The following is a 21,157-nucleotide window of genomic DNA, read 5'->3' on the forward strand; positions in this document are numbered from 1 at the left end:
CACCTCCTCGCCCGCCGACGCTAAGACCAAGCGGGTAGCCCAACAGGTTTAAAAACGAATGAATGCTCTAGCCCGCCGCGCCGCAGGCCTGCTGTTCGGTACAGTTTGTCTGCCTCTTTCAGCTTTGGCTGCCGATCCACAACCCACCCATGAATTCACCCTCGACAACGGCCTCAAAGTGGTCGTGCGCGAAGACCATCGCGCGCCGGTGGTGGTTTCCCAGGTCTGGTACAAGGTTGGCTCGAGCTACGAAACCCCCGGCCAGACAGGTTTGTCCCACGCCCTGGAGCACATGATGTTCAAGGGCAGTGCCAAAGTGGGCCCGGGCGAAGCTTCGCTGATCCTGCGCGACCTGGGCGCTGAAGAAAATGCGTTCACCAGCGATGACTACACCGCGTATTACCAGGTGCTGGCCCGCGACCGCCTGGGCGTCGCCTTCGAGCTGGAGGCCGACCGCATGGCCAGCCTGCGCCTGCCGGCCGACGAGTTCAGCCGCGAGATCGAGGTCATCAAGGAGGAACGCCGCCTGCGCACCGACGACAACCCCATGTCCAAGGCCTTCGAGCGCTTCAAGGCCATGGCTTTTCCGGCCAGCGGCTACCACACGCCGACCATCGGCTGGATGGCCGACCTGGACCGCATGAAGGTCGAGGAGCTGCGCCACTGGTACCAATCCTGGTACGTGCCCAACAACGCCACCCTGGTGGTGGTCGGCGACGTGACCCCGGACGAGGTGAAGACCCTGGCCCAGCGCTACTTCGGCCCGATCCCCAAGCGTGACGTACCACCTGCCAAAATCCCGCTGGAGCTGGCTGAACCCGGCGAGCGCCTGCTGACCCTGCGCGTGCAGACCCAACTGCCGAGCGTGATCCTCGGTTTTAACGTGCCTGGCCTTGCCACTGCCGAAGACAAGCGCTCCGTGCAAGCCCTGCGCCTGATCTCGGCCCTGCTCGACGGCGGCTACAGCGCGCGTATCTCGGAACAACTGGAGCGTGGTGAAGAGCTGGTGTCCGCCGCCTCCACCCGCTACGACGCCTACAGCCGTGGCGACACCCTGTTCATCCTGTCGGCCACGCCCAACCAGCAGAAGAAAAAGACCATTGCCCAAGCCGAAGCCGGCCTGTGGCGGCTGCTGGAAGACTTGAAAGCCAAGCCACCGACCGCCGAAGAGCTGGAGCGAATTCGCGCCCAGGTCATCGCCGGCCTGGTGTACCAGCGTGACTCCATCACCAGCCAGGCCACGGCCATTGGTTCCCTGGAAACCGTGGGCCTGTCCTGGCAGCTCATGGACACTGAGCTTGCCGACCTGCAAAGCGTGACCCCGGAAGATATCCAGAAGGCTGCACGTACCTATTTCACCCGCGGACGTCTGAGCGTCGCCCATGTTCTGCCTGAGGAGACCGCTCATGAGTGATCGCAAAAGCCTGATCCTGCCCGGCCTGATCGCCGTCACCCTGATGGCGGCCACTGCCGTGTACTTCCTGCGCCCGAGTGAATCGGTGGCCAGCCCTGCGCTGGAAAAAGCCCAGTCCGCCAACAAGCTGCAGTCGCTGGCCGAGCTGGACGGCAAGGCGCCGACCAACCGCAAGCTGGACGTGCAAAGCTGGACCACCGCCGAAGGCGCCAAGGCGCTGTTCGTCGAAGCCCATGAGCTGCCGATGTTCGACATGCGCATCCTGTTCGCCGCCGGCAGCAGCCAGGACGGCGACGTGCCGGGCCTGGCGCTGATGACCAACGCCATGCTCAACGAAGGCGTGCCGGGCAAGGACGTCAGCCAGATCGCCAGCGGTTTTGAAGGCCTGGGCGCCGGCTTTGGCAATGGCACCTACCGCGACATGGCGCTGGTGTCCCTGCGCAGCCTGAGCGCCAGCGACAAGCGCGATGCAGCGCTGGCGCTGTTCGACGACGTGATCGGCAAGCCGACCTTCCCCGCCGATTCCCTGGCGCGGATCAAGAACCAGATCCTCGCCGGCTTCGAATACGAGAAGCAGAATCCCGCCAAACTGGCGAGTCTTGAGCTGTTCAAGCGCCTGTATGGTGACCACCCTTACGCGCATCCGAGCGAAGGCAACGCCGACAGCGTGCCAAAGATCAGCCAGGCGCAATTGCAGGCGTTCCATGCCAAGGCCTATGCGGCGGGCAACGCAGTGATTGCAGTGGTGGGCGACATGACCCGTGCCGAAGCCGAGGCCATGACCGCCAAGGTGTCTGCCTCGCTGCCCAAGGGCCCGGCGCTGGCGAAGATCGCCCAGCCGACCGAACCGAAGGCGGGCCTGAGCCATATCGAGTTTCCGTCCAAGCAGACGCACCTGCTGTTCGCCCAATTGGGCATCGACCGGGCCGACCCGGACTACGCGGCCTTGTCTCTGGGCAACCAGATCCTTGGGGGCGGTGGCTTTGGCACTCGCCTGATGAGCGAAGTACGCGAGAAACGCGGCCTCACTTACGGCGTGTACTCGGGCTTCTCGCCGATGCAGGTGCGCGGTCCGTTCATGATCAACCTGCAGACCCGCGCCGAAATGAGCGGCGGCACCCTGCGCCTGGTCGAGCAAGTGCTGGCTGATTACCTCAAGACCGGCCCGACGCAAAAGGAGCTCGATGACGCCAAGCGCCAACTGGCCGGCAGCTTCCCGCTGTCCACCGCGAGCAACCTCGATATCGTCGGCCAGCTGGGCGCTATGGGTTTCTACAACCTGCCGCTGAGCTATCTGGAAGATTTCATGAAACAATCCCAGGCCCTGACCGTAGAGCAGGTCAAGGCGGCCATGAACAAACACTTGAGCGCCGACAAGATGGTCATCGTGACCGCCGGCCCGACGATTGCGCAAAAGCCACTACCGCCCCCCACTGATAAACCCGCCGAGCAGCCGCTCGGGGTTCCGGAGCACTAATGGCCAGTTCATCTCGCCCGAAAAAGCCTGTCCACAACGTGCATAACGGTGTGGGTCAACTGCGCATCATTGGCGGTGAATGGGGCAGCCGCAAGCTGAGCTTCCCCGACGTCGTGGGACTGCGCCCGACGCCTGACCGCGTGCGTGAAACCCTGTTCAACTGGCTTGCGCCGTACATCGCGGGCGCCAGGGTGCTGGACCCGTTTGCCGGCAGCGGCGCGCTGTTTCTGGAGGCGCTGTCCCGTGGCGCGTCCCAGGCCCAGGCGCTGGACGCGAGCAACGTGGCGGTCTCCAGCCTCAAGGAACACCTGGGCACCCTGCGCTGCACCAACGGCCAGGTGCAGACCGCCGATGCGCTGCGCTACCTGGAAACCCAGGTGGCCAGCGCATACGACGTGGTGTTCCTCGACCCGCCGTTCAACCAGAACCTGCTGCCGACGGTGTGCACGCTGCTCGAAGATCGCCAATGGCTGGCGCCGGATGCGTGGATCTACACCGAGAGTGAAACCGCACCGTCCACCCTCGGCCTGCCGGGCAGTTGGCGCCTGCACCGGGAGCAGAAGTCCGGCCGGGTGTATTACGCGTTGTGGCATCGTTTGGTCGATAGCGCGGTCTGAGCCGGCGGTTTCTGTTTGTGGCTGGTGGGCGTGCCCTGACGAGCGGGCTGTTGTGGCGAGCGGGCTTGCCCCGCGTTGGGCTGCGCAGCAGCCCCAGTCACTAACACCGCGGTTATTCTGTCAAAACACTGTTGCAGGTTTTGGGGCCGCTTCGCAGCCCAACGCGGGGCAAGCCCGCTCGCCACAGTAAGCCTGCTCGCCACAACAGGCTTGTACGCCAAAGAGAGTGCAATGACTCCCTCCACCGACCTGTTCAAACCCGCTTTCGGCCTCGGCAACCCCCACCTGCAAACCTTGTGGGGACCGCTGTGGCGCCCCACTACGCACCTCGAACGCCAACGCGAACGCCTGTGGCTGGACGACGGTGATTTTCTCGATATTGACTGGCACGGACCTCACGACGCCAAGGCACCGCTGGTGCTGGTATTGCACGGGCTCACCGGTTCGTCCAACTCGCCCTACGTCGCCGGCCTGCAAAAGGTCCTCGCCGCCCAGGGCTGGGCCAGTGCCGCGCTGAACTGGCGCGGCTGTTCCGGCGAGCCGAACCTGTTGGCGCGCAGCTATCACTCCGGGGCCAGCGAGGATCTGGCGGCAGCGATTGCCCATCTGCAGGCCAAGCGGCCGTTGGCGCCGCTGTACGCGGTGGGCTATTCGCTGGGCGGCAATGTGCTGCTCAAGCATCTGGGGGAAACCGGCGCGGCGTCAGGGTTGCAAGGCGCCGCGGCGGTGTCGGTGCCGTTTCGCCTGGACCAGTGCGCCGACCGCATCGGCCTGGGTTTTTCGCGGGTCTATCAGAAGCACTTCATGCGCGAAATGCTGGCGTATATCCGCGTCAAGCAAAGCCGCTTCACGCAGGATGGCCGCACGGACGGCCTGAAAACCCTGGAAGCCCTTGGTTCCCTGGAAAAGATGCGCACGTTCTGGGACTTCGATGGACGGGTGACTGCGCCGCTGCATGGTTTCATCAGCGCCGAGGATTACTACCGCAAGGCGTCGAGTCGCTATTACCTGGGCGGTATCCGAACGCCGACCCTGATTATCCAGGCGGCGGACGATCCGTTCGTGTTTGCCCATAGCCTGCCCGAGGCCAGCGAGTTATCGGATTGCACCGAGTTCGAATTGCTGGCCAAGGGCGGGCATGTGGGCTTCGTGGACGGTTCGCTCAAGCGCCCGACCTATTACCTCGAACGCCGCATCCCCCAATGGCTGCTGACACAACAGCAATAAAAATGTGGGAGGGGGCTTGCTCCCTCCCACAATTGCTTGCGTTTACAGGCCAGGCCGCTCAGTCGCCCGTGGCAATGGCCCGCGCGGGATCCGTGATCCACTCACTCCACGACCCCGCATATAACTGGCCCAACTGGTAACCCGCCAAACCCAGGGCGAACAGGTTATGGCAGGCGGTGACGCCGGAACCGCAATACGCCACCAGTTCCTTGGGCGACCGCCCCTGCAACTGCGCGGCAAACCGCTGCTTGAGCTGCTCGACCGGCAGAAACCGCCCATCACTGCCCAGGTTCTCGTTGAATGCCGCGCACTGCGCCCCGGGAATGTGCCCGGCAATCGGGTCGATGGGCTCAACGTCGCCACGAAACCGCGCCGGGGCCCGCGCATCAATCAGGGTCAGGCCCGGCTGGCCCAGGCGTTTTTGCAGATGCTCGGCATCCAGCACCAGGCCATGATCGGGCGTGCCGGTAAAGTCGCCCGGCTCGATCACCGGCGCGTCCAGGCTCAAGGGGAAGCCGGCGGCATGCCAGGCCTTCAAGCCACCGTCCAGGATAAACACGCCGTCCCGCTTGCCCAGCCACACCAGCAACCACCAGGCGCGGGCGGCAAAGGCGCCAGGGCCGTCGTCATACAGCACCACCTCGGTATCGGCACTGATGCCCCACGCGCGCAGTTGTTCAGCGAGGGTCTGCGCCTGCGGCAGTGGGTGACGCCCGGTCACGCCTTTGGTCACCGGGCCGCTGAGATGGCGTTCAAGGTCAGCATATTGCGCGCCTTCGATATGCCCTTCGGCATAGCTGCAACGCCCGTAATCCGGGTCTTCCAGGGCAAAACGGCAATCGAGGATTACCAACGCGCCACGCGTTTGGCGCTCGGCCAGGTGCTGGGGGCTGATCAGTTGGGCAAGCGGCATGACAGACTCCTGTAAACAGATTCGGGAAAGGTCCTATTTCACTTCATCCAGCGCCTGATTCAACGGCACGTAAAACTCCTTGAACAGCCCATCCACCGCTTCTTTGGCCTGGGGCGTGACAAACCCCGCCTCCAGCACCAGCACCTGATACACCCCGCGCTTGATCGCTTCGGCACTCAAATGGGTGGCGTTTTCGTTGGTGGTGCACAAAAAGCGCACCCAAGAGGTGAGGATGATCCAGGCGTTGAGGGTCAGGGCTTCGGTCTGGATCGGGTCCATATTGAGGATGCCGGCATCGACAAACCCCTGATAGATGGCCCCGCCCTGGGTCAGGCAGCGCTGGGAAAATCGCCGGTAGCCGGTGGCCATTTCGGGGTCGCTTTCCAGCAGGTGTTCGAGGTCGCGGTGCAGGAAACGGTAGCGCCACATGCCGGCCAGCACGGCCTGCAGGTAAAAGCGCTTATCTTCCACACGCATCGCGCGGCCCTGGGGCGGGCGCAGGAAACTGTCCACCAGCGCTTCGTATTCGCGGAACAGCACGGCGATGATCGCCTGCTTGTTGGGGAAGTGGTAGTACAGGTTGCCCGGCGAAATTTCCATATGGGCGGCGATGTGGTTGGTGCTGACACTGCGCTCGCCCTGCTGATTAAAAAGCTCCAGGCTGGTGTGCACAATGCGTTCGCTGGTCTTTACTCGTGGTGCCATGGGGGATCAGCTTCCATACACGGAATGGGGCATCTTACGGCCTAACCGTGCCGGGATAAATCCGCATAGGGCTGCAATGTTATTTGACAATTTAGAGCAATGACTCTAAAAATCCAGGCAGACCAATAACAATCGGGGCTGCACCATGTCTGCCACTGTTGCCTACCTGCAGGACTCCCAGGCGCTGGACCAGCTTCAGCCGCTGTTCGACGCCCAGCGCCGCGCCTACGCCGCCAACCCGATGCCGCCTGCTGCGCAGCGCCAGCAATGGCTCAAGGCCTTGCGCGAATTGCTCAGCGATGAACGCCAGGCGTTGATCCGCGCGATCAGCGAGGATTTCAGCCACCGCAGCGCAGACGAAACCCTGTTCGCCGAGCTGATGCCCAGCCTGCATGGCATCCACTACGCCAGCAAACACCTCAAGGGCTGGATGAAACCGTCGCGCCGCGCCGTAGGCATTGCCTTCCAGCCCGCGTCAGCCAAAGTCATCTACCAACCGCTCGGCGTGGTCGGGGTGATCGTGCCCTGGAATTACCCGCTGTACCTGGCCATCGGCCCGCTGGTCGGAGCGCTGGCGGCCGGTAATCGGGTGATGTTGAAGCTCAGCGAGTCCACCCCCGCCACCGGCGAGCTGCTCAAAACGCTGCTGGCGAAGATCTTCCCCGAAGACCTGGTGTGCGTGGTGCTGGGCGAAGCCGATGTGGGCGTGGCGTTTTCCAGGCTGCGCTTCGACCACCTGCTGTTCACCGGCGCCACCAGCATTGGCAAGCATGTGATGCGCGCTGCCGCCGAGCACCTCACGCCAGTCACGTTGGAGCTGGGCGGCAAGTCGCCGGCGATTGTCTCCGCCGATGTGCCGCTCAAGGATGCCGCCGAGCGCATCGCTTTCGGCAAAGCCTTGAATGCCGGACAAACCTGTGTGGCGCCGGACTACGTGCTGGTGCCGGAACACCGCGTGGACGCTTTCGTGGAGGCCTACCGCAAGGCGGTTCGCGGGTTCTATCCGACGCTGGTCGACAACCCGGACTACACCGCGATCATCAACGAACGACAGTTGGCGCGGCTCACTGCCTATGTAAAGGACGCCACCGACAAGGGCGCCACGCTGGTCCCGCTGTATGACCAGAGCCAGGCACGGCGCATGGCCCACAGCCTGCTGCTGAATGTCAGCGACGACATGACGGTGATGCAGGACGAAATCTTCGGCCCGGTATTGCCCGTCGTGCCCTATCGCGACATCGACCAGGCCTTTGCCTACATCAACCAACGCCCTCGCCCGCTGGCGCTGTATTACTTCGGCTACAACAAGCGCGAACAAGACCGAGTGCTGCACGAAACCCATTCGGGCGGCGTCTGCCTGAACGACACCCTGCTGCACGTGGCCCAGGACGACCTGCCGTTTGGCGGCATCGGCCCATCGGGCATGGGCCACTATCACGGCCACGAAGGCTTTCTCACCTTCAGCAAAGCCAAGGGTGTGTTGGTCAAGCAACGCCTGAACGCGGCGAAACTCATCTACCCGCCCTACGGCAAATCGATCCAGAAGCTGATTCAGAAGCTGTTTGTTCGCTGATTCCGCCACCCACGGGACAACAATAACAATGAACCCCAGCCTGACTGATTCCCCCGCGCTGTCACGGCGCGGCATCCTGAAAATCGGCCTGTGCGCCAGTGCTTTCCTGGCTACCGCCGGGCTAGGCGCCAGCCTCAGCGGCTGCTCCGCCAGCACCCCGGCCAGCGGCTTTGCGATGCTGCGCAGCAGCGACCTGCCATTTTTGCGGGCGGTGATGCCGGTGTTGCTCGATGGTGTTGCCAGCGTTCAGGAGGTCGCCGCCGGGATTGAAGACGCGCTCAAAAAGCTCGATTACAGCCTGCAATACCTGTCGCCGGAGATGTTCAAGCTCACCCAGCAGTTGTTCGACGTCCTCGCCATGGGCATTACCCGCGGCCCGCTGACCGGCATCTGGGGCAGTTGGGAAAACGCCAGCAGCGAGCAGATCCGTCACTTCCTGCTGCGCTGGGAGAACAGCTACCTCAACCTGCTGCGCATGGGCCAGGGCTCGTTGCTCAAGCTGGTGATCATGGCCTGGTATTTCCGGCCGGCGTCCTGGGCCCATTGCGGCTACCCCGGCCCGCCTCACCTCTGACAGTGACCGCAATTTCGCACAACAAAAACAAGAGTGCCCACCTATGCCCGTACCCGATCTGTTCCGCGACGGCCTGGCCCGTGGCTGGAAAACCCACAACGGCGCCGCCCTCGACCGCGACCTGAGCCTGGAAGCCGACGTCGCGATCATCGGCAGCGGCGCCGGTGGCGGCACCACCGCCGAGATCCTCAGCGCCGCAGGCTACAAGGTGCTGCTGATCGAGGAAGGCCCACTCAAGACCAGCAGCGACTTCAAGCTGCTGGAGGACGAGGCCTACGCCAACCTGTATCAGGAGGGCATCGGACGCATGAGCAAGGACGGCGCCATCACCATCCTGCAAGGCCGGGCCGTGGGCGGGACCACGCTGATCAATTGGACCTCCAGCTTTCGCACGCCGGACGCCACCCTCGCCCACTGGGCCAGCGAATACTCGGTGACGGGCCACAGCAGCAGCGAGATGGCGCCCTGGTTCGAAAAAATGGAGCAGCGCCTGGGCATTGCGCCCTGGGCACTGCCGCCGAACGCCAACAACGATGTGATCCGCAAGGGCTGTGAAAAACTCGGCTACAGCTGGCATGTGATCCCGCGCAACGTGCGTGGTTGTTTCAACCTGGGCTACTGCGGCATGGGCTGCCCGGTGAATGCCAAGCAGTCGATGCTGGTGACCACCATTCCCTCCACCCTGGAGCAAGGCGGCGAGCTGCTCTACCTCGCTCGCGCCGAGCAGTTCAACTACAGCGGCGATGCCATCAGCAGCCTGGAATGCGTGGCCATGGACGAGCGTTGCGTGGCGCCGACCGGGCGCAGGATCACGGTGAAAGCCAGGCATTACGTGCTGTCGGGCGGCGGCATCAACAGCCCGGCGCTGCTGATGCGCTCCAACGCGCCGGACCCGCATTCGCGGCTCGGCAAGCGCACCTTTCTGCACCTGGTGAACTTCTCTGCGGGGCTATTTGATGAGGTGATCAACCCGTTCTACGGCGCGCCGCAGTCGATTTATTCCGACCATTTCCAATGGCAGGACGGCGTTACCGGGAAAATGTCCTACAAACTGGAAGCACCGCCCCTGCACCCCGGATTGGCCAGCACGCTGTTTGGCGGCTACGGCAGCGCGAACGCGCTGGACATGGGCCAGTTACCCAACACCCACGCCATGCTTGCGCTGTTGCGCGACGGGTTTCACCCCGACAGCCCGGGAGGCACCGTCGGTTTACGCGGTGATGGCACGCCGGTGCTCGACTATCAGGTCTCGCCCTACGCCTGGGACGGCCTGCGCCGCGCGTTTCACAGCATGGCCGAGATTCAGTTCGCGGCGGGCGCCAGGTCGGTCAAGCCGCTGCACCATGACGCGCGCTATGTGAACAGCCTGGCCGACGCCCGCCGCATGATTGACGAACTGAGCCTGGAACTGCACCGGACCACCCTGGGCAGCGCCCATGTGATGGGCGGGTGTGCCATGGGCGAAGACCCTAAAAACGCGGTGGCCGACAGCCTTGGACGCCATCACCAGTTGCGCAATCTGTCGATCCACGATGGCTCGCTGTTCCCCACCAGCATTGGCGCCAACCCGCAATTATCGGTGTACGGCTTAAGCGCCAAACTGGCGACGGCGTTGGCCGAACGTCTGAAAACGGCATGAAAAAACCGCCGATCAGCGGCATGTATCTACATAAGTTGACTTTCCCGACCGGGATGGCTGCGATACCATCCGGTTCCCCAACGGACTCCGCCAGGACGACGCGATGAACCGAGTGTTGTATCCAGGAACCTTCGACCCGATTACCAAAGGCCATGGCGATCTGGTCGAGCGCGCCTCTCGCCTGTTCGACCATGTGATCATCGCGGTCGCTGCCAGCCCCAAGAAAAACCCGCTGTTTCCCCTGGAGCAGCGCGTGGAACTGGCGCGTGAGGTCACCCGGCACCTGCCCAACGTCGAAGTGGTGGGCTTTTCGACGTTACTGGCGCATTTCGCCAAGGAGCAGAACGCCAATGTGTTCCTGCGAGGCCTGCGCGCGGTGTCGGATTTCGAATACGAATTCCAGCTGGCCAACATGAACCGCCAACTGGCACCGGACGTTGAGAGCCTGTTCCTCACGCCTTCGGAGCGTTACTCGTTCATTTCGTCGACGCTGGTGCGGGAAATCGCCGCGCTGGGCGGAGATATCACCAAGTTCGTTCACCCCGCCGTGGCGGATGCGCTGACACTGCGCTTCAAGAAGTAGGGGCTGCCAGGCGTCTCTCGCCTATTGCCGCAGGTCATGTGCGCTCGCACTGCGGGCGCCAATGCGGCACAATTGCGCGCATTAGTCGTTTTCAGTTGCCTTGGCTGACAGCCCTGGCAGGAGTTTCCATGTCCCTGATCATCACCGACGATTGCATCAATTGCGACGTCTGCGAACCCGAGTGCCCGAACGCTGCGATTTCCCAGGGCGAAGAGATCTACGTGATCGACCCCAACCTGTGCACCCAGTGCGTCGGCCACTACGACGAACCGCAGTGCCAGCAGGTGTGCCCGGTGGATTGCATTCCGCTGGATGAGGCCCACCCTGAAACTGAAGAGCAGTTGATGGAGAAGTACCGGTTGATTACCGGCAAGGCCTGAACAGTTAGGTTGCCCTGCTGGGCCTCATCGGGAGCAAGCAGCCTCCCACACTGGACCGAGTTGAAGGCGACCCAATGTGGGAGGGGCTTGCTCCCGATGGCAATCTCAGCCATCACCCGGCAATCAGCGCTGACACCTGGGGCAAAACACACTCGCCCGCTGCCCCAGCAGCACATTGCGCAACTCGGTCCCGCACACCTTGCACGCCTCGCCGCCCCGGCCGTAGGCGAACAGCTCCTGCTGGAAATACCCCGGCTGCCCGTCACCGCCAATAAAGTCGCGCAACGTGGTGCCGCCGCGCTCGATGGCAGCCGCCAGCACCCGCTTGATCTCGATCGCCAGCTTCAAATAACGCGCCCGCGAAATACCGCCCGCCGCCCGACGCGGATCGATCCCGGCCGCAAACAGCGCTTCGGTCGCATAGATATTGCCCACGCCCACCACCACCGCGTTGTCCATAATGAACGGTTTGATCGCCATCGACCGCCCACGGGACATCTGGAACAGCCGCTCGCCGTCAAACAGGTCGGTCAACGGCTCCGGCCCCAGGCTCAGCAGCAACGCGTGGTTGTGCGGGTCCTGGCTCCAGAGCATGGCGCCGAAACGGCGCGGGTCGGTGTAGCGCAGCGCCAGGCCCGATTCCAGCTCGATATCCACATGCTCATGCTTGGCCGCCGGCAGCCCGATTTCAACCATGCGCAGGTTGCCCGACATGCCCAGATGGCTGATCAGCGTGCCCACTTCGGCATTGATCAACAGGTACTTGGCCCGCCGCTCCACTCCCACGATGCGCTGCCCGGACAGGCGCACATCCAGGTCCTCCGGGATCGGCCAGCGCAGGCGCCGTTCGCGCACCACCACGCGACTGACGCGCTGGCCTTCCAGGTGCGGCGCAATCCCGCGACGGGTGGTTTCGACTTCGGGTAACTCGGGCATGTGTACCTCTTGGCTGACGGGTCAGTTCGCGCCCAGCTCGCGGATCGACAACTTCATGCTTTCAAAGTCGTAGTCCGACAGGCCGACGTAATCGAGCACCAGGTGACCGATGGCATTCCACTCATGGTCTTCTGCCTGACCGCCCAGTACGCGGTGAGAGGAACAGATGTGCTCGGCCATCTTCAGGATCGCCAGCAGGTTTTTAAGCTGCGGAGTGCGCGACGACTCATCGCTGAAAATCGCCAGGGCGTTATGGTGATTGGCGATAGCGTCGGTCACATGCTCCGGCAGGCGCCAGGACTTGGCGGTGTAGTAGCCGACCACCGCATGGTTGGTGTTGAACGCGTTGTTCTCGGTGTCGACCACCCGACAGTCGGGGCCGGCATTGGCGTAGGCCTGCTCGAGCACCGTCATGTAGTCGGGGAAGCGCTTGAGCATCAGCGGCACGCCGCAATCGTGAAACAAGCCCAGGGCGTAGGCTTCATCGACGGTCTGCGAGCCGGTGCGCTTGGCCAGGGTGAGGCAGGTCATGGCCACGTCCTGGGCGGTGTCCCAGAAGCGATTGAGGGTGACGATGGTGTCATCGCTCATCTCGCCCTTGATCGACTGCGCATTGATCAGGTTGATGATCGAGCGGCTGCCCAGCAGGTTCACCGCGCGCTGGATCGAGGCGATCTTGTTGCTCAGGCCGTAATACGGTGAGTTGACGATTTTCAGCAACGCGCCGGACAGGCCAGGGTCCTGGGCGATCAACCGGGCGATGACGCCCAGGTCCGGATCGGGCATGTACTGCTCCATCTGCAAATCCACCATGATCTGCGGTTGGGGCGGTACGCTGATACCTTGCAGGGCCTGCTGGATCTGCTCGGCGGAAAGCTCTTGGGACATAAGTACATACTCTGGGCTAGGCGGCGATTCTAACCTTTATGAAGACTTCGCCGACACCCAAATACCGAACTGAAACCGCTCCCACATGTCCGGCGGCGGGGCGAGTTCCTACACAACACGGTATACTCCCGCTCTTTTTTCCGGAGCGACGTCATGTCCCTGCCAAGCCTGCGTCTCAAAGCCAACGCCGATCGTCGTTTGCGCAACGGCCACCTGTGGGTCTACAGCAACGAAATCGACGTGGCCGCCACCCCACTCAACGGCTTCCAGGCGGGCGACCAGGCCATCCTCGAAGCGGCCGGCGGCAAGACCCTGGGCATCGTGGCCATGAGCCCCAACAACCTGATCTGCGCCCGCCTGCTGTCCCGTGACATCAAGTTGCCTTTGGACAAATCCCTGCTGGTGCACCGCATCAACGTCGCCCTGTCCCTGCGTGATCGCCTGTTCGACAAGCCGTTTTACCGCCTGGTCTACGGCGATTCCGACCTGCTGCCAGGTTTGGTGGTCGACCGTTTCGGCGACATTCTGGTGGTGCAGATCGCGTCAGCGACCATGGAAGCCCACAAAGAAGACGTAATTGCCGCGCTGACCCAAGTGCTCAAGCCCAGCGGCATCCTGTTCAAGAACGACTCCGCCGCGCGCGACGCCGAAGGCCTTAACCGCTACGTCGAAACCGTGTTCGGCTTGGTGCCGGAGTGGGTGGCGCTGGAAGAAAACGGCGTGAAATTCGAAGCCCCGGTAATCCAGGGCCAGAAGACCGGCTGGTTCTACGACCACCGCATGAACCGCGCGCGCCTGGCCCCGTATGCCAAGGGCAAACGCGTGCTCGACCTGTACAGCTACATCGGCGGCTGGGGCGTGCAAGCGGCCGCGTTCGGCGCCAGCGAGGTGTTCTGCGTCGACGCCTCGTCTTTCGCCCTCGACGGCGTGGAGCGCAACGCTGCGCTGAACGGCGTTGCCGAGAAGATGACCTGCATCGAAGGCGACGTCTTTGAGGCGTTGAAAGAACTCAAAGCCAGCGAAGAACGCTTCGACGTAATCGTCGCCGACCCACCGGCCTTCATCAAACGCAAAAAAGACATGAAAAACGGCGAAGGCGCCTACCGCCGCCTGAACGAGCAAGCCATGCGCCTGCTCAGCAAGGACGGCATCCTCGTCAGCGCCTCGTGCTCCATGCACCTGCCGGAAGACGACCTGCAAAACATCCTGCTCACCAGCGCCCGCCACCTGGACCGCAACATCCAGATGCTCGAACGCGGCGGCCAGGGCCCGGACCACCCGGTGCACCCGGCGATTGTCGAGACGCGGTATATCAAGAGCATTACGTGCCGGTTGCTGCCTAACAGCTGATAGAACGCAGATCAAATGTGGGAGCAAACCGCTCCCACATCTGCTTATGTGGCGCCATGAAGATTTTTCTTACGGCTGCGCACTACGCGAATCAGGGAAGCTTCCCACCCGGTTTTGATTGAATTCGATTTTTCGCAGACTACTATCGGTCTCTGGTTTTAAACCGGAAAACCCCCATGTCTGCACTCGCATCAACTACGCAAAAAACATCCTTCGTCACGCTACTGATGACCATGACACTGCTCGCGGTCTTCCCACTCGACGTGGTACTCCCCTCCTTCCCCGCGCTGTCCAGTCAATTTCACACAACACCTTCCGAGGTTGCTCAATCAGTGAGCATTTTCGCCCTGGGCCTGGCCGTTTCGCTGCTGTTGATCGGGCCGTTGTCCGACATGTTCGGTCGCAAAAAACTGTTGTTGATCGGCATCGCTGTGTCAGCAGCCGGCGCAGTGGGTTGCTTGCTGGCCCCGACGTTCGGCTGGTTTGTCGGCTTTCGCGTGCTTCAAGCGGTGGGATGCGGGGCGTTCGCCTTGTCGCAGGCGCTGATCCAGGACGTGTTTGCGGGCCGGGAGCTGGAGCGAATTCGAATATGGATGACCACCGCCGGCGGGATTTTCATCTCCAGCTCGCCGCTGATGGGCACCTGGCTACAACTTTACGGCGGCTGGGAGGCGAGTTTTTATGTCTTCATCATGCTCGCCACTGCGGTATGGCTCTGGTCTGCACGCCTGATGCACGACTCGCGCAGCACTCATCGCCCTTCATTGCGGCAGTTTTTCAGCGGCTATTGGCTGCTGTTTTCCGACTTTCGTTTCGTCGGCTATTGGCTGATTTCCGCCCTGGCTTTTGCCTGCCATTTCTCGTTTATCGTCATGTCACCCGTGATCTTCATGGAGCGCCTGAACCTCTCGGCCTATCAGTTCGCCTGGGCACTACTGCTGTACGGCGCGGCTTACGTATTGGGCGGCGTCATGGCCAGCATCCTGCACCGCAGGATGACCGGCGACAGGCAGATCAACGCAGGCCTGTTGCTGATCGCTTTTTCGGGACTGGTCATGCTCTGGCTGGCCTGGCAATGGGGCCTGTCTGCCGCCGCCGTTTTAATCCCCATGCTGATCTGCACCGCTGGCACTACCATTTGTCGCCCCATCGCCAACTCCAGGGCCATGACGCTCTACCCGCAGCTCGCCGGCACAGCGACCTCCGCCGGCAGCCTGCTGATTTTCATGTGCGGCGGCCTGATCAGCCTGGTGGTCAACCTGGCCAGCGCCAACCTGACCACGGCCCTCGCCCTCTGCTTCTTAATCCTCAGCGCCGTCGGGCTCGGCTTGAACGCGCTGATCCGTGATCGTCCGCACGTCCTGTAGCCGCTATCTTCACATCCGGGCCATTCCCTCAAACCCCCAGCGGTGTAGAATCGGCGCTATTCATCGCCAGTCATCCCCCGGCGGGTTTATGAGCTCAAGGCCCAGCATGCGGCGATCCCGCAACGCGAGAGGCAACTTTTGCGCACACAGCCATTTTCTGAGTGTGTCAGATGTCCATAGAAGCTCACTCCCCTCAAGAACCTGATTAGCCGCCCGGAGTGTTCCATGCCAGATTACCGCTCGAAAACATCCACCCATGGCCGCAACATGGCCGGCGCGCGCGCACTGTGGCGTGCCACGGGGATGAAGGATGACGACTTCAAGAAGCCGATCATCGCGATTGCCAACTCCTTTACCCAGTTCGTGCCCGGCCACGTGCACCTCAAGGACCTGGGCCAATTGGTCGCCCGCGAAATCGAACGCGCCGGCGGTGTAGCGAAAGAATTCAACACCATCGCCGTGGACGACGGCATCGCCATGGGCCATGACGGCATGCTCTATTCGCTGCCGAGCCGCGAGATCATCGCCGACTCCGTCGAATACATGGTCAACGCCCACTGCGCAGACGCCATCGTGTGCATCTCCAACTGCGACAAGATCACCCCTGGCATGCTGATGGCCGCCCTGCGCCTCAACATTCCGGTGATCTTTGTGTCCGGCGGCCCGATGGAAGCCGGCAAGACCAAACTCGCCTCCCACGGCCTCGACCTGGTGGACGCCATGGTCATCGCCGCCGATTCCAGCGCCTCTGACGAGCAGGTCGCGGAATACGAACGCAGTGCCTGCCCGACTTGCGGTTCGTGCTCTGGCATGTTCACCGCCAACTCGATGAACTGTCTGGTCGAAGCCCTGGGCCTGGCCTTGCCGGGCAACGGTTCGACACTGGCCACCCACAGCGACCGCGAGCAGTTGTTCCTGCAGGCCGGCCGTACCATCGTCGAGCTGTGCAAGCGTTACTACACCGAGAACGATGAGTCGGTATTGCCGCGCAACATCGCCAACTTCAAGGCGTTCGAAAACGCCATGACCCTGGACATCGCCATGGGCGGTTCCACCAACACCATCCTGCACTTGCTGGCCGCCGCTCAAGAGGCCGAGATCGATTTCGACCTGCGCGACATCGACCGTCTGTCCCGCCACGTGCCGCAGTTGTGCAAGGTCGCGCCGAACATCCAGAAGTACCACATGGAAGACGTGCACCGCGCCGGCGGGATCTTTTCGATCCTCGGCTCCCTGGCCCGTGGCGGCCTGCTGCACACCGACCTGCCGACCGTGCACAGCAAATCCCTGGCCGAAGGCATCGCCAAATGGGACATCACCCAGACGGACGACGAAGCGGTGCATCACTTCTTCAAGGCCGGCCCGGCGGGTATCCCCACGCAGACCGCGTTCAGCCAGTCGACCCGTTGGGACACCCTGGACGACGACCGTGAAAACGGCTGCATTCGCAGCGTCGAGCACGCCTATTCCCAGGAAGGCGGCCTGGCCGTGCTGTACGGCAACATCGCCGTCGACGGATGCGTGGTGAAAACCGCCGGTGTGGATGAGTCGATCCATGTGTTCGAAGGTCGCGCCAGGATCTACGAAAGCCAGGACAGCTCGGTACGTGGCATCCTCGCTGACGAAGTGAAGGAAGGCGATATCGTGATCATCCGCTACGAAGGCCCGAAAGGCGGCCCAGGCATGCAGGAGATGCTCTACCCCACGTCCTATCTGAAATCAAAGGGCCTGGGCAAAGCCTGCGCCCTGCTCACCGACGGCCGTTTCTCCGGCGGCACCTCGGGCCTGTCCATCGGCCACGCCTCACCGGAAGCTGCTGCCGGCGGCGCGATTGGCCTGGTGCAGGATGGCGACAAGGTGCTGATCGACATTCCGAACCGCTCGATCAACCTGTTGGTCAGCGATGAAGAACTGGCGGCACGCCGGGTCGAGCAGGACAAGAAGGGTTGGAAGCCGGTGGAGAAGCGTCCGCGCAAAGTCACCACCGCCTTGAAGGCTTACGCGCTGTTGGCCACCAGTGCCGACAAGGGCGCGGTGCGTAACAAGGCGATGCTCGACGGCCTGTAAGCTCGCCCAAAAAATGCCCCGCCAGCTGCGGGGCATTTTTTTGCCTGGAGAAAGTCCCCGGGCAATGAGGATCAAACATGTGGGAGGGGGCTTGCTCCCTCCCACAGTTGCCTGTGTGCACCCGGAGTTACTGAATCTCGTCAGGCTTGACGATCACCCAGTTCTTGTCTGCCGTCACCGGCAACCCTTCCTTGGCCTGCGCCGCTGCGTGCTTGGCCATCATGCCGTTCAGTTGGGTCATGTATTTGTCCTTGCGGTTGATCCACAGGTGGATGCCGCCCTTGGCCACGTCCACGTCGTGAAACAGCATGTAGCCATCGCTGGTCGGTGTGTCGCCGCCGACGATCACCGGTTTTTTCCATTCGTCGATGTAGGTGAGGATCGCCGCGTGCTTGCCGGCCATCCAGGTCGCCGGGGTCCACAGGTAAGGGGTGAGTTCCAGGCCAAGGTTGGCCTTCTCGTCATACTTGCCGGCGGCGATCTGTTTACGTGCGGTGGTCAGCTCGCCGGTCTTGCGGTCCTTGAGCAGGGTGCTCACGCCGATAACGTTTTCGGGTTTGACGTTGTAGCCGTACTTCGGATCGGCCGCGACCATGCGCACCAGCTCCTCGGACGCGGCAGTCATCACGTACACCTCGATGCCGTTTTCCATCAGCTTGTTGTACAGCTCGGCCTGGCCGGTGAAGACCTTCGGCGGCTGCACCTCGGATTTCTTCACCACGTCGCCTTCGAAATAGCTGACCGGCACCGGTTTGCCGGACGCCATCAGCTCATCCACCTGCACCTTCAGCTCCTTGAGGGTGAAGCCGGAGAACACCTGGGCCACCCACGGGTAGCAGACCATGTCGTCCACTTCGCACAAACGATAGTAGTAACTGAACAGGCTTTCCTTGTGCTCGGCGGTGTCTTTGAACGGCATCAGCTTGAGCGAGGGGTCGAGACTGTCACGCGTAATCAGCCCCTTGTTTTCCATGTAGGGCAGCAGGGACTCTTCGAGGTCGTAGCGGTAGCTGGTGTTGTCCATGTCGAAGACCGCGTAGTTACCCTTGTTGGCGTTGGCCGCGATCATTTCATTCAATTGCTTGGCGGCCGGCGCAGGCCAGTGTTTCAACTCGGTGGCGGCGAACGCCTGACTGGCGAGACCGAGGCAAAGTGCGGCGGCAAGAAGTTTCGGCGCGAGCTTCATAGGCGTTGGTTCCCTGAGTGAAAGACACCGACCCTAACAAATCCCTGTGACAGTTCCCATGTCGTGCACGACCGTGCACATCGTGATTGCGGCAGACACATACGCCTGAACGTCACATGCTTATTCCAAAAACGACAGTCACCATTCCATATCGGTATTAAATCAATATATTTCAAGGTGTTAGCCTTCCCGGTTCGCAATCGCAGGCTCTCGCGATTGGCTGCCTTCTCATTGGAGCTTCAATGAATCTGCCCCTGATCCTCAACTTGCTGGTGTTCGTGGCCCTGCTGCTGGGCCTGGCACAAACCCGTCGCACGAACTGGAGCCTGGCGAAAAAGGTGCTGTTTGCCTTGGCGCTCGGCGTTGCGTTCGGTGTGGTATTGCACGCCATCTACGGCGCCGGGCACCCTGTGCTCAAGGCCTCGATCGGCTGGTTCGACCTGGTCGGCAACGGCTACGTGCAACTGCTGCAAATGATCGTGATCCCGCTGGTGTTCGCCTCGATCCTCAGTGCCGTGGCGCGCCTGCATAACGCTTCGTCCCTGGGCAAGATCAGCTTCCTGACCATCGGTACGCTGCTGTTCACCACGGCAATTGCGGCATTGATCGGCATCGGCCTGACCAACCTGTTCGGCCTCACCGCCGAAGGGCTGGTGGCCGGCACCCAGGAAATGGCGCGCCTGCAAGTGATCCAGAGCGATTACGCGGGCAAGGTCGCCGACCTGAATATCCCGCAATTGCTGTTGTCGTTCGTGCCGGCCAACCCGTTCGCCGACCTGGCCCGGGCCAAGCCAACGTCGATCATCAGTGTGGTGATCTTCGCCGCGTTCCTCGGGGTTGCCGCGCTGCAACTGCTCAAGGACGACGTGGAAAAAGGCCGCAAGGTCGTCAACGCCATCGACACCCTGCAAGCCTGGGTGATGCGCCTGGTGCGCCTGGTGATGAAACTGACGCCGTATGGTGTATTGGCGCTGATGACCAAGGTGGTCGCCAGCTCCAACCTGCAGGACATCATCAAGCTCGGCAGCTTCGTGGTGGTGTCGTACTTGGCCCTGGGCCTGATGTTTGTGGTGCACGGCGTGCTGCTGTCGCTGGCCGGGGTCAACCCGCTGCGGTTTTTCCGCAAGGTGTGGCCGGTGCTGACCTTTGCCTTCACCAGCCGCTCCAGCGCGGCGGCGATTCCGCTGAGCATTGAAGCGCAGACCCGTCGCCTGGGCATCCCGCAATCCATCGCCGGCTTTGCCGCCTCGTTCGGCGCGACCATCGGCCAGAACGGCTGCGCCGGTCTCTACCCGGCGATGCTGGCGGTAATGGTTGCGCCAACCGTGGGCATCAACCCGCTGGACCCGCTGTGGATCGCAACCCTGGTGGCGATTGTGACCTTGAGTTCCGCCGGTGTGGCTGGCGTGGGCGGCGGCGCGACCTTTGCCGCGTTGATCGTATTGCCGGCGATGGGCTTGCCGGTGTCACTGGTGGCGCTGCTGATTTCCGTGGAACCGCTGATCGACATGGGCCGCACGGCGCTGAACGTGAACGGCTCAATGACGGCCGGCGCGATTACCAGCCAGATCATGGGGCAGACGGATAAGGCCTTGCTGGAGGCCGATGAGCATGCAGAGTTAGCGCAGGCCTGACAGATCGCTTTCGCAGGCAAGCCAGCTCCCACATTTGAATATATTCACAGTTCAAATGTGGGAGCTGGCTTGCCTGCGATGCTTTTAGGCTTTTTCCCACACTTCGAAGTTGTACGCCGGCTTTTCCCCCTCGGCCGCATTCTCGACAGTCGACACCAGGGTCCACTGGCTGCGATCAAACTCGGGAAACCACGCATCCCCCTCCGGGCTCAGCGCCACTCGCGTCAGATAAAGCCGATCAGCCTGTTCCAGCCCCTGCGCATACAATTGCGCGCCGCCGATCAGCATCAGCTCGTTCACACCTTGCGCCAGCGCCCATTGTTCAGCGCACTGCACCGCCGCTTCCAGCGACGGAAAAACTTGCGCACCTTCGAGCGCCAAGTCGGTCTGACGGCTGACCACCAGGTTCAAGCGCCCCGGCAACGGTCGGCCCAGGGAATCCCAGGTCTTGCGCCCCATGATGATCGGCTTGCCCAGGGTGGTGGCCTTGAAATATTTGAAATCCCCCGGCAAATGCCAGGGCATGCTGTTGTCGACGCCGATCACGCGGTTTTCACCGAGGGCTGCGATCAGGCTTAAAGGGAGAGTTTTTTTCATGGCGACGAGAATACCAGACCCGCCAGACTG

General features: G+C 62.3%; 19 protein-coding genes. 13 read left to right on the forward strand and 6 right to left on the reverse strand.

Annotated elements, in window-relative coordinates; translation table 11 throughout:
* Positions 1 to 58 precede the first annotated feature (58 nt).
* From RHM60_RS14675 to RHM60_RS14690, 4 genes are all read left to right on the forward strand, one after another.
* Positions 59 to 1,414 carry a M16 family metallopeptidase gene (locus RHM60_RS14675; protein WP_209985953.1) on the forward strand — a complete coding sequence of 452 codons (1,356 nt, stop codon included), beginning with the start codon at positions 59 to 61 and terminating at the stop codon, positions 1,412 to 1,414.
* The gene (locus RHM60_RS14680) at positions 1,407 to 2,891 is read left to right on the forward strand and encodes a pitrilysin family protein (protein ID WP_322212115.1); all 1,485 of its coding nucleotides are present in this window, start codon (positions 1,407 to 1,409) and stop codon (positions 2,889 to 2,891) included. The genes RHM60_RS14675 and RHM60_RS14680 overlap by 8 nt, the downstream gene beginning before the upstream one ends.
* Complete coding sequence (gene rsmD, locus RHM60_RS14685; RefSeq protein WP_322212116.1) at positions 2,891 to 3,508, forward strand: 16S rRNA (guanine(966)-N(2))-methyltransferase RsmD; 618 nt, start codon at positions 2,891 to 2,893, stop codon at positions 3,506 to 3,508. The genes RHM60_RS14680 and rsmD overlap by 1 nt, the downstream gene beginning before the upstream one ends.
* 231 nt (positions 3,509 to 3,739) lie before the next feature.
* Positions 3,740 to 4,735: a hydrolase gene (locus RHM60_RS14690; protein WP_322212117.1), complete on the forward strand. Its 996-nt coding sequence runs from the start codon at positions 3,740 to 3,742 to the stop codon at positions 4,733 to 4,735.
* A 58-nt stretch (positions 4,736 to 4,793) separates the two neighbouring features.
* Here RHM60_RS14690 and RHM60_RS14695 read toward each other — a convergent pair whose 3' ends face one another.
* The gene (locus RHM60_RS14695) at positions 4,794 to 5,648 is read right to left on the reverse strand and encodes a sulfurtransferase (RefSeq protein WP_322212118.1); all 855 of its coding nucleotides are present in this window, start codon (positions 5,646 to 5,648) and stop codon (positions 4,794 to 4,796) included.
* Between the two features lie 33 nt (positions 5,649 to 5,681).
* A complete protein-coding gene (locus tag RHM60_RS14700) occupies positions 5,682 to 6,353 on the reverse strand; it encodes a TetR/AcrR family transcriptional regulator (protein ID WP_322212119.1) in 672 nt (223 codons plus the stop codon).
* A 145-nt stretch (positions 6,354 to 6,498) separates the two neighbouring features.
* On the opposite strand from RHM60_RS14700, the gene RHM60_RS14705 reads away from it, so the two are divergent.
* The 5 genes from RHM60_RS14705 (at position 6,499) to RHM60_RS14725 (ending at position 11,102) form a co-directional block, all read left to right on the forward strand.
* Positions 6,499 to 7,926, forward strand: coding sequence for a coniferyl aldehyde dehydrogenase (locus tag RHM60_RS14705; RefSeq protein ID WP_322212120.1), 1,428 nt, complete (start codon positions 6,499 to 6,501; stop codon positions 7,924 to 7,926).
* 28 nt (positions 7,927 to 7,954) lie between these two features.
* Positions 7,955 to 8,500 carry a twin-arginine translocation pathway signal protein gene (locus tag RHM60_RS14710; protein ID WP_209985977.1) on the forward strand — a complete coding sequence of 182 codons (546 nt, stop codon included), beginning with the start codon at positions 7,955 to 7,957 and terminating at the stop codon, positions 8,498 to 8,500.
* 43 nt (positions 8,501 to 8,543) lie between these two features.
* Positions 8,544 to 10,139, forward strand: a complete 1,596-nt coding sequence (locus RHM60_RS14715) for a GMC family oxidoreductase (protein ID WP_322212121.1) — start codon at positions 8,544 to 8,546, stop codon at positions 10,137 to 10,139.
* Positions 10,140 to 10,242: 103 nt separating this feature from the next.
* Complete coding sequence (gene coaD / locus RHM60_RS14720) at positions 10,243 to 10,722, forward strand: pantetheine-phosphate adenylyltransferase (RefSeq protein WP_003234650.1); 480 nt, start codon at positions 10,243 to 10,245, stop codon at positions 10,720 to 10,722.
* A 128-nt stretch (positions 10,723 to 10,850) separates the two neighbouring features.
* Positions 10,851 to 11,102: a YfhL family 4Fe-4S dicluster ferredoxin gene (locus RHM60_RS14725; protein WP_003213796.1), complete on the forward strand. Its 252-nt coding sequence runs from the start codon at positions 10,851 to 10,853 to the stop codon at positions 11,100 to 11,102.
* A gap of 123 nt (positions 11,103 to 11,225) precedes the next feature.
* Here RHM60_RS14725 and mutM read toward each other — a convergent pair whose 3' ends face one another.
* Together mutM and RHM60_RS14735 are read right to left on the reverse strand one after the other, a co-directional pair.
* Positions 11,226 to 12,038, reverse strand: a complete 813-nt coding sequence (gene mutM, locus RHM60_RS14730; RefSeq protein ID WP_209985983.1) for a bifunctional DNA-formamidopyrimidine glycosylase/DNA-(apurinic or apyrimidinic site) lyase — start codon at positions 12,036 to 12,038, stop codon at positions 11,226 to 11,228.
* Positions 12,039 to 12,059: 21 nt separating this feature from the next.
* The gene (locus RHM60_RS14735; protein WP_209985986.1) at positions 12,060 to 12,926 is read right to left on the reverse strand and encodes an HDOD domain-containing protein; all 867 of its coding nucleotides are present in this window, start codon (positions 12,924 to 12,926) and stop codon (positions 12,060 to 12,062) included.
* A 153-nt stretch (positions 12,927 to 13,079) separates the two neighbouring features.
* Between RHM60_RS14735 and RHM60_RS14740 the strand changes: the two genes are divergently transcribed.
* From RHM60_RS14740 to ilvD, 3 genes are all read left to right on the forward strand, one after another.
* On the forward strand, positions 13,080 to 14,276 hold the full coding sequence (locus tag RHM60_RS14740) for a class I SAM-dependent rRNA methyltransferase (protein ID WP_209985989.1): 1,197 nt from the start codon (positions 13,080 to 13,082) through the stop codon (positions 14,274 to 14,276).
* Between the two features lie 176 nt (positions 14,277 to 14,452).
* Positions 14,453 to 15,643, forward strand: a complete 1,191-nt coding sequence (locus tag RHM60_RS14745) for an MFS transporter (protein ID WP_209985992.1) — start codon at positions 14,453 to 14,455, stop codon at positions 15,641 to 15,643.
* A gap of 225 nt (positions 15,644 to 15,868) precedes the next feature.
* Positions 15,869 to 17,710: a dihydroxy-acid dehydratase gene (gene ilvD, locus RHM60_RS14750; RefSeq protein WP_322212122.1), complete on the forward strand. Its 1,842-nt coding sequence runs from the start codon at positions 15,869 to 15,871 to the stop codon at positions 17,708 to 17,710.
* A 127-nt stretch (positions 17,711 to 17,837) separates the two neighbouring features.
* On the opposite strand, the gene RHM60_RS14755 is transcribed toward ilvD, so the two are convergent.
* On the reverse strand, positions 17,838 to 18,896 hold the full coding sequence (locus tag RHM60_RS14755; protein ID WP_209985998.1) for a haloacid dehalogenase-like hydrolase: 1,059 nt from the start codon (positions 18,894 to 18,896) through the stop codon (positions 17,838 to 17,840).
* A 242-nt stretch (positions 18,897 to 19,138) separates the two neighbouring features.
* Here RHM60_RS14755 and RHM60_RS14760 point away from each other — a divergent pair, with 242 nt between their 5' ends.
* A complete protein-coding gene (locus RHM60_RS14760; protein ID WP_322212123.1) occupies positions 19,139 to 20,530 on the forward strand; it encodes an L-cystine transporter in 1,392 nt (463 codons plus the stop codon).
* An 84-nt stretch (positions 20,531 to 20,614) separates the two neighbouring features.
* On the opposite strand, the gene RHM60_RS14765 is transcribed toward RHM60_RS14760, so the two are convergent.
* Positions 20,615 to 21,127 (reverse strand): dihydrofolate reductase, encoded by a 513-nt coding sequence (locus RHM60_RS14765; RefSeq protein ID WP_322212124.1) that lies wholly within the window; start codon positions 21,125 to 21,127, stop codon positions 20,615 to 20,617.
* Positions 21,128 to 21,157 lie beyond the last annotated feature (30 nt).

The organism is Pseudomonas sp. MH9.3, from assembly GCF_034354675.1.
Classification (GTDB): domain Bacteria; phylum Pseudomonadota; class Gammaproteobacteria; order Pseudomonadales; family Pseudomonadaceae; genus Aquipseudomonas.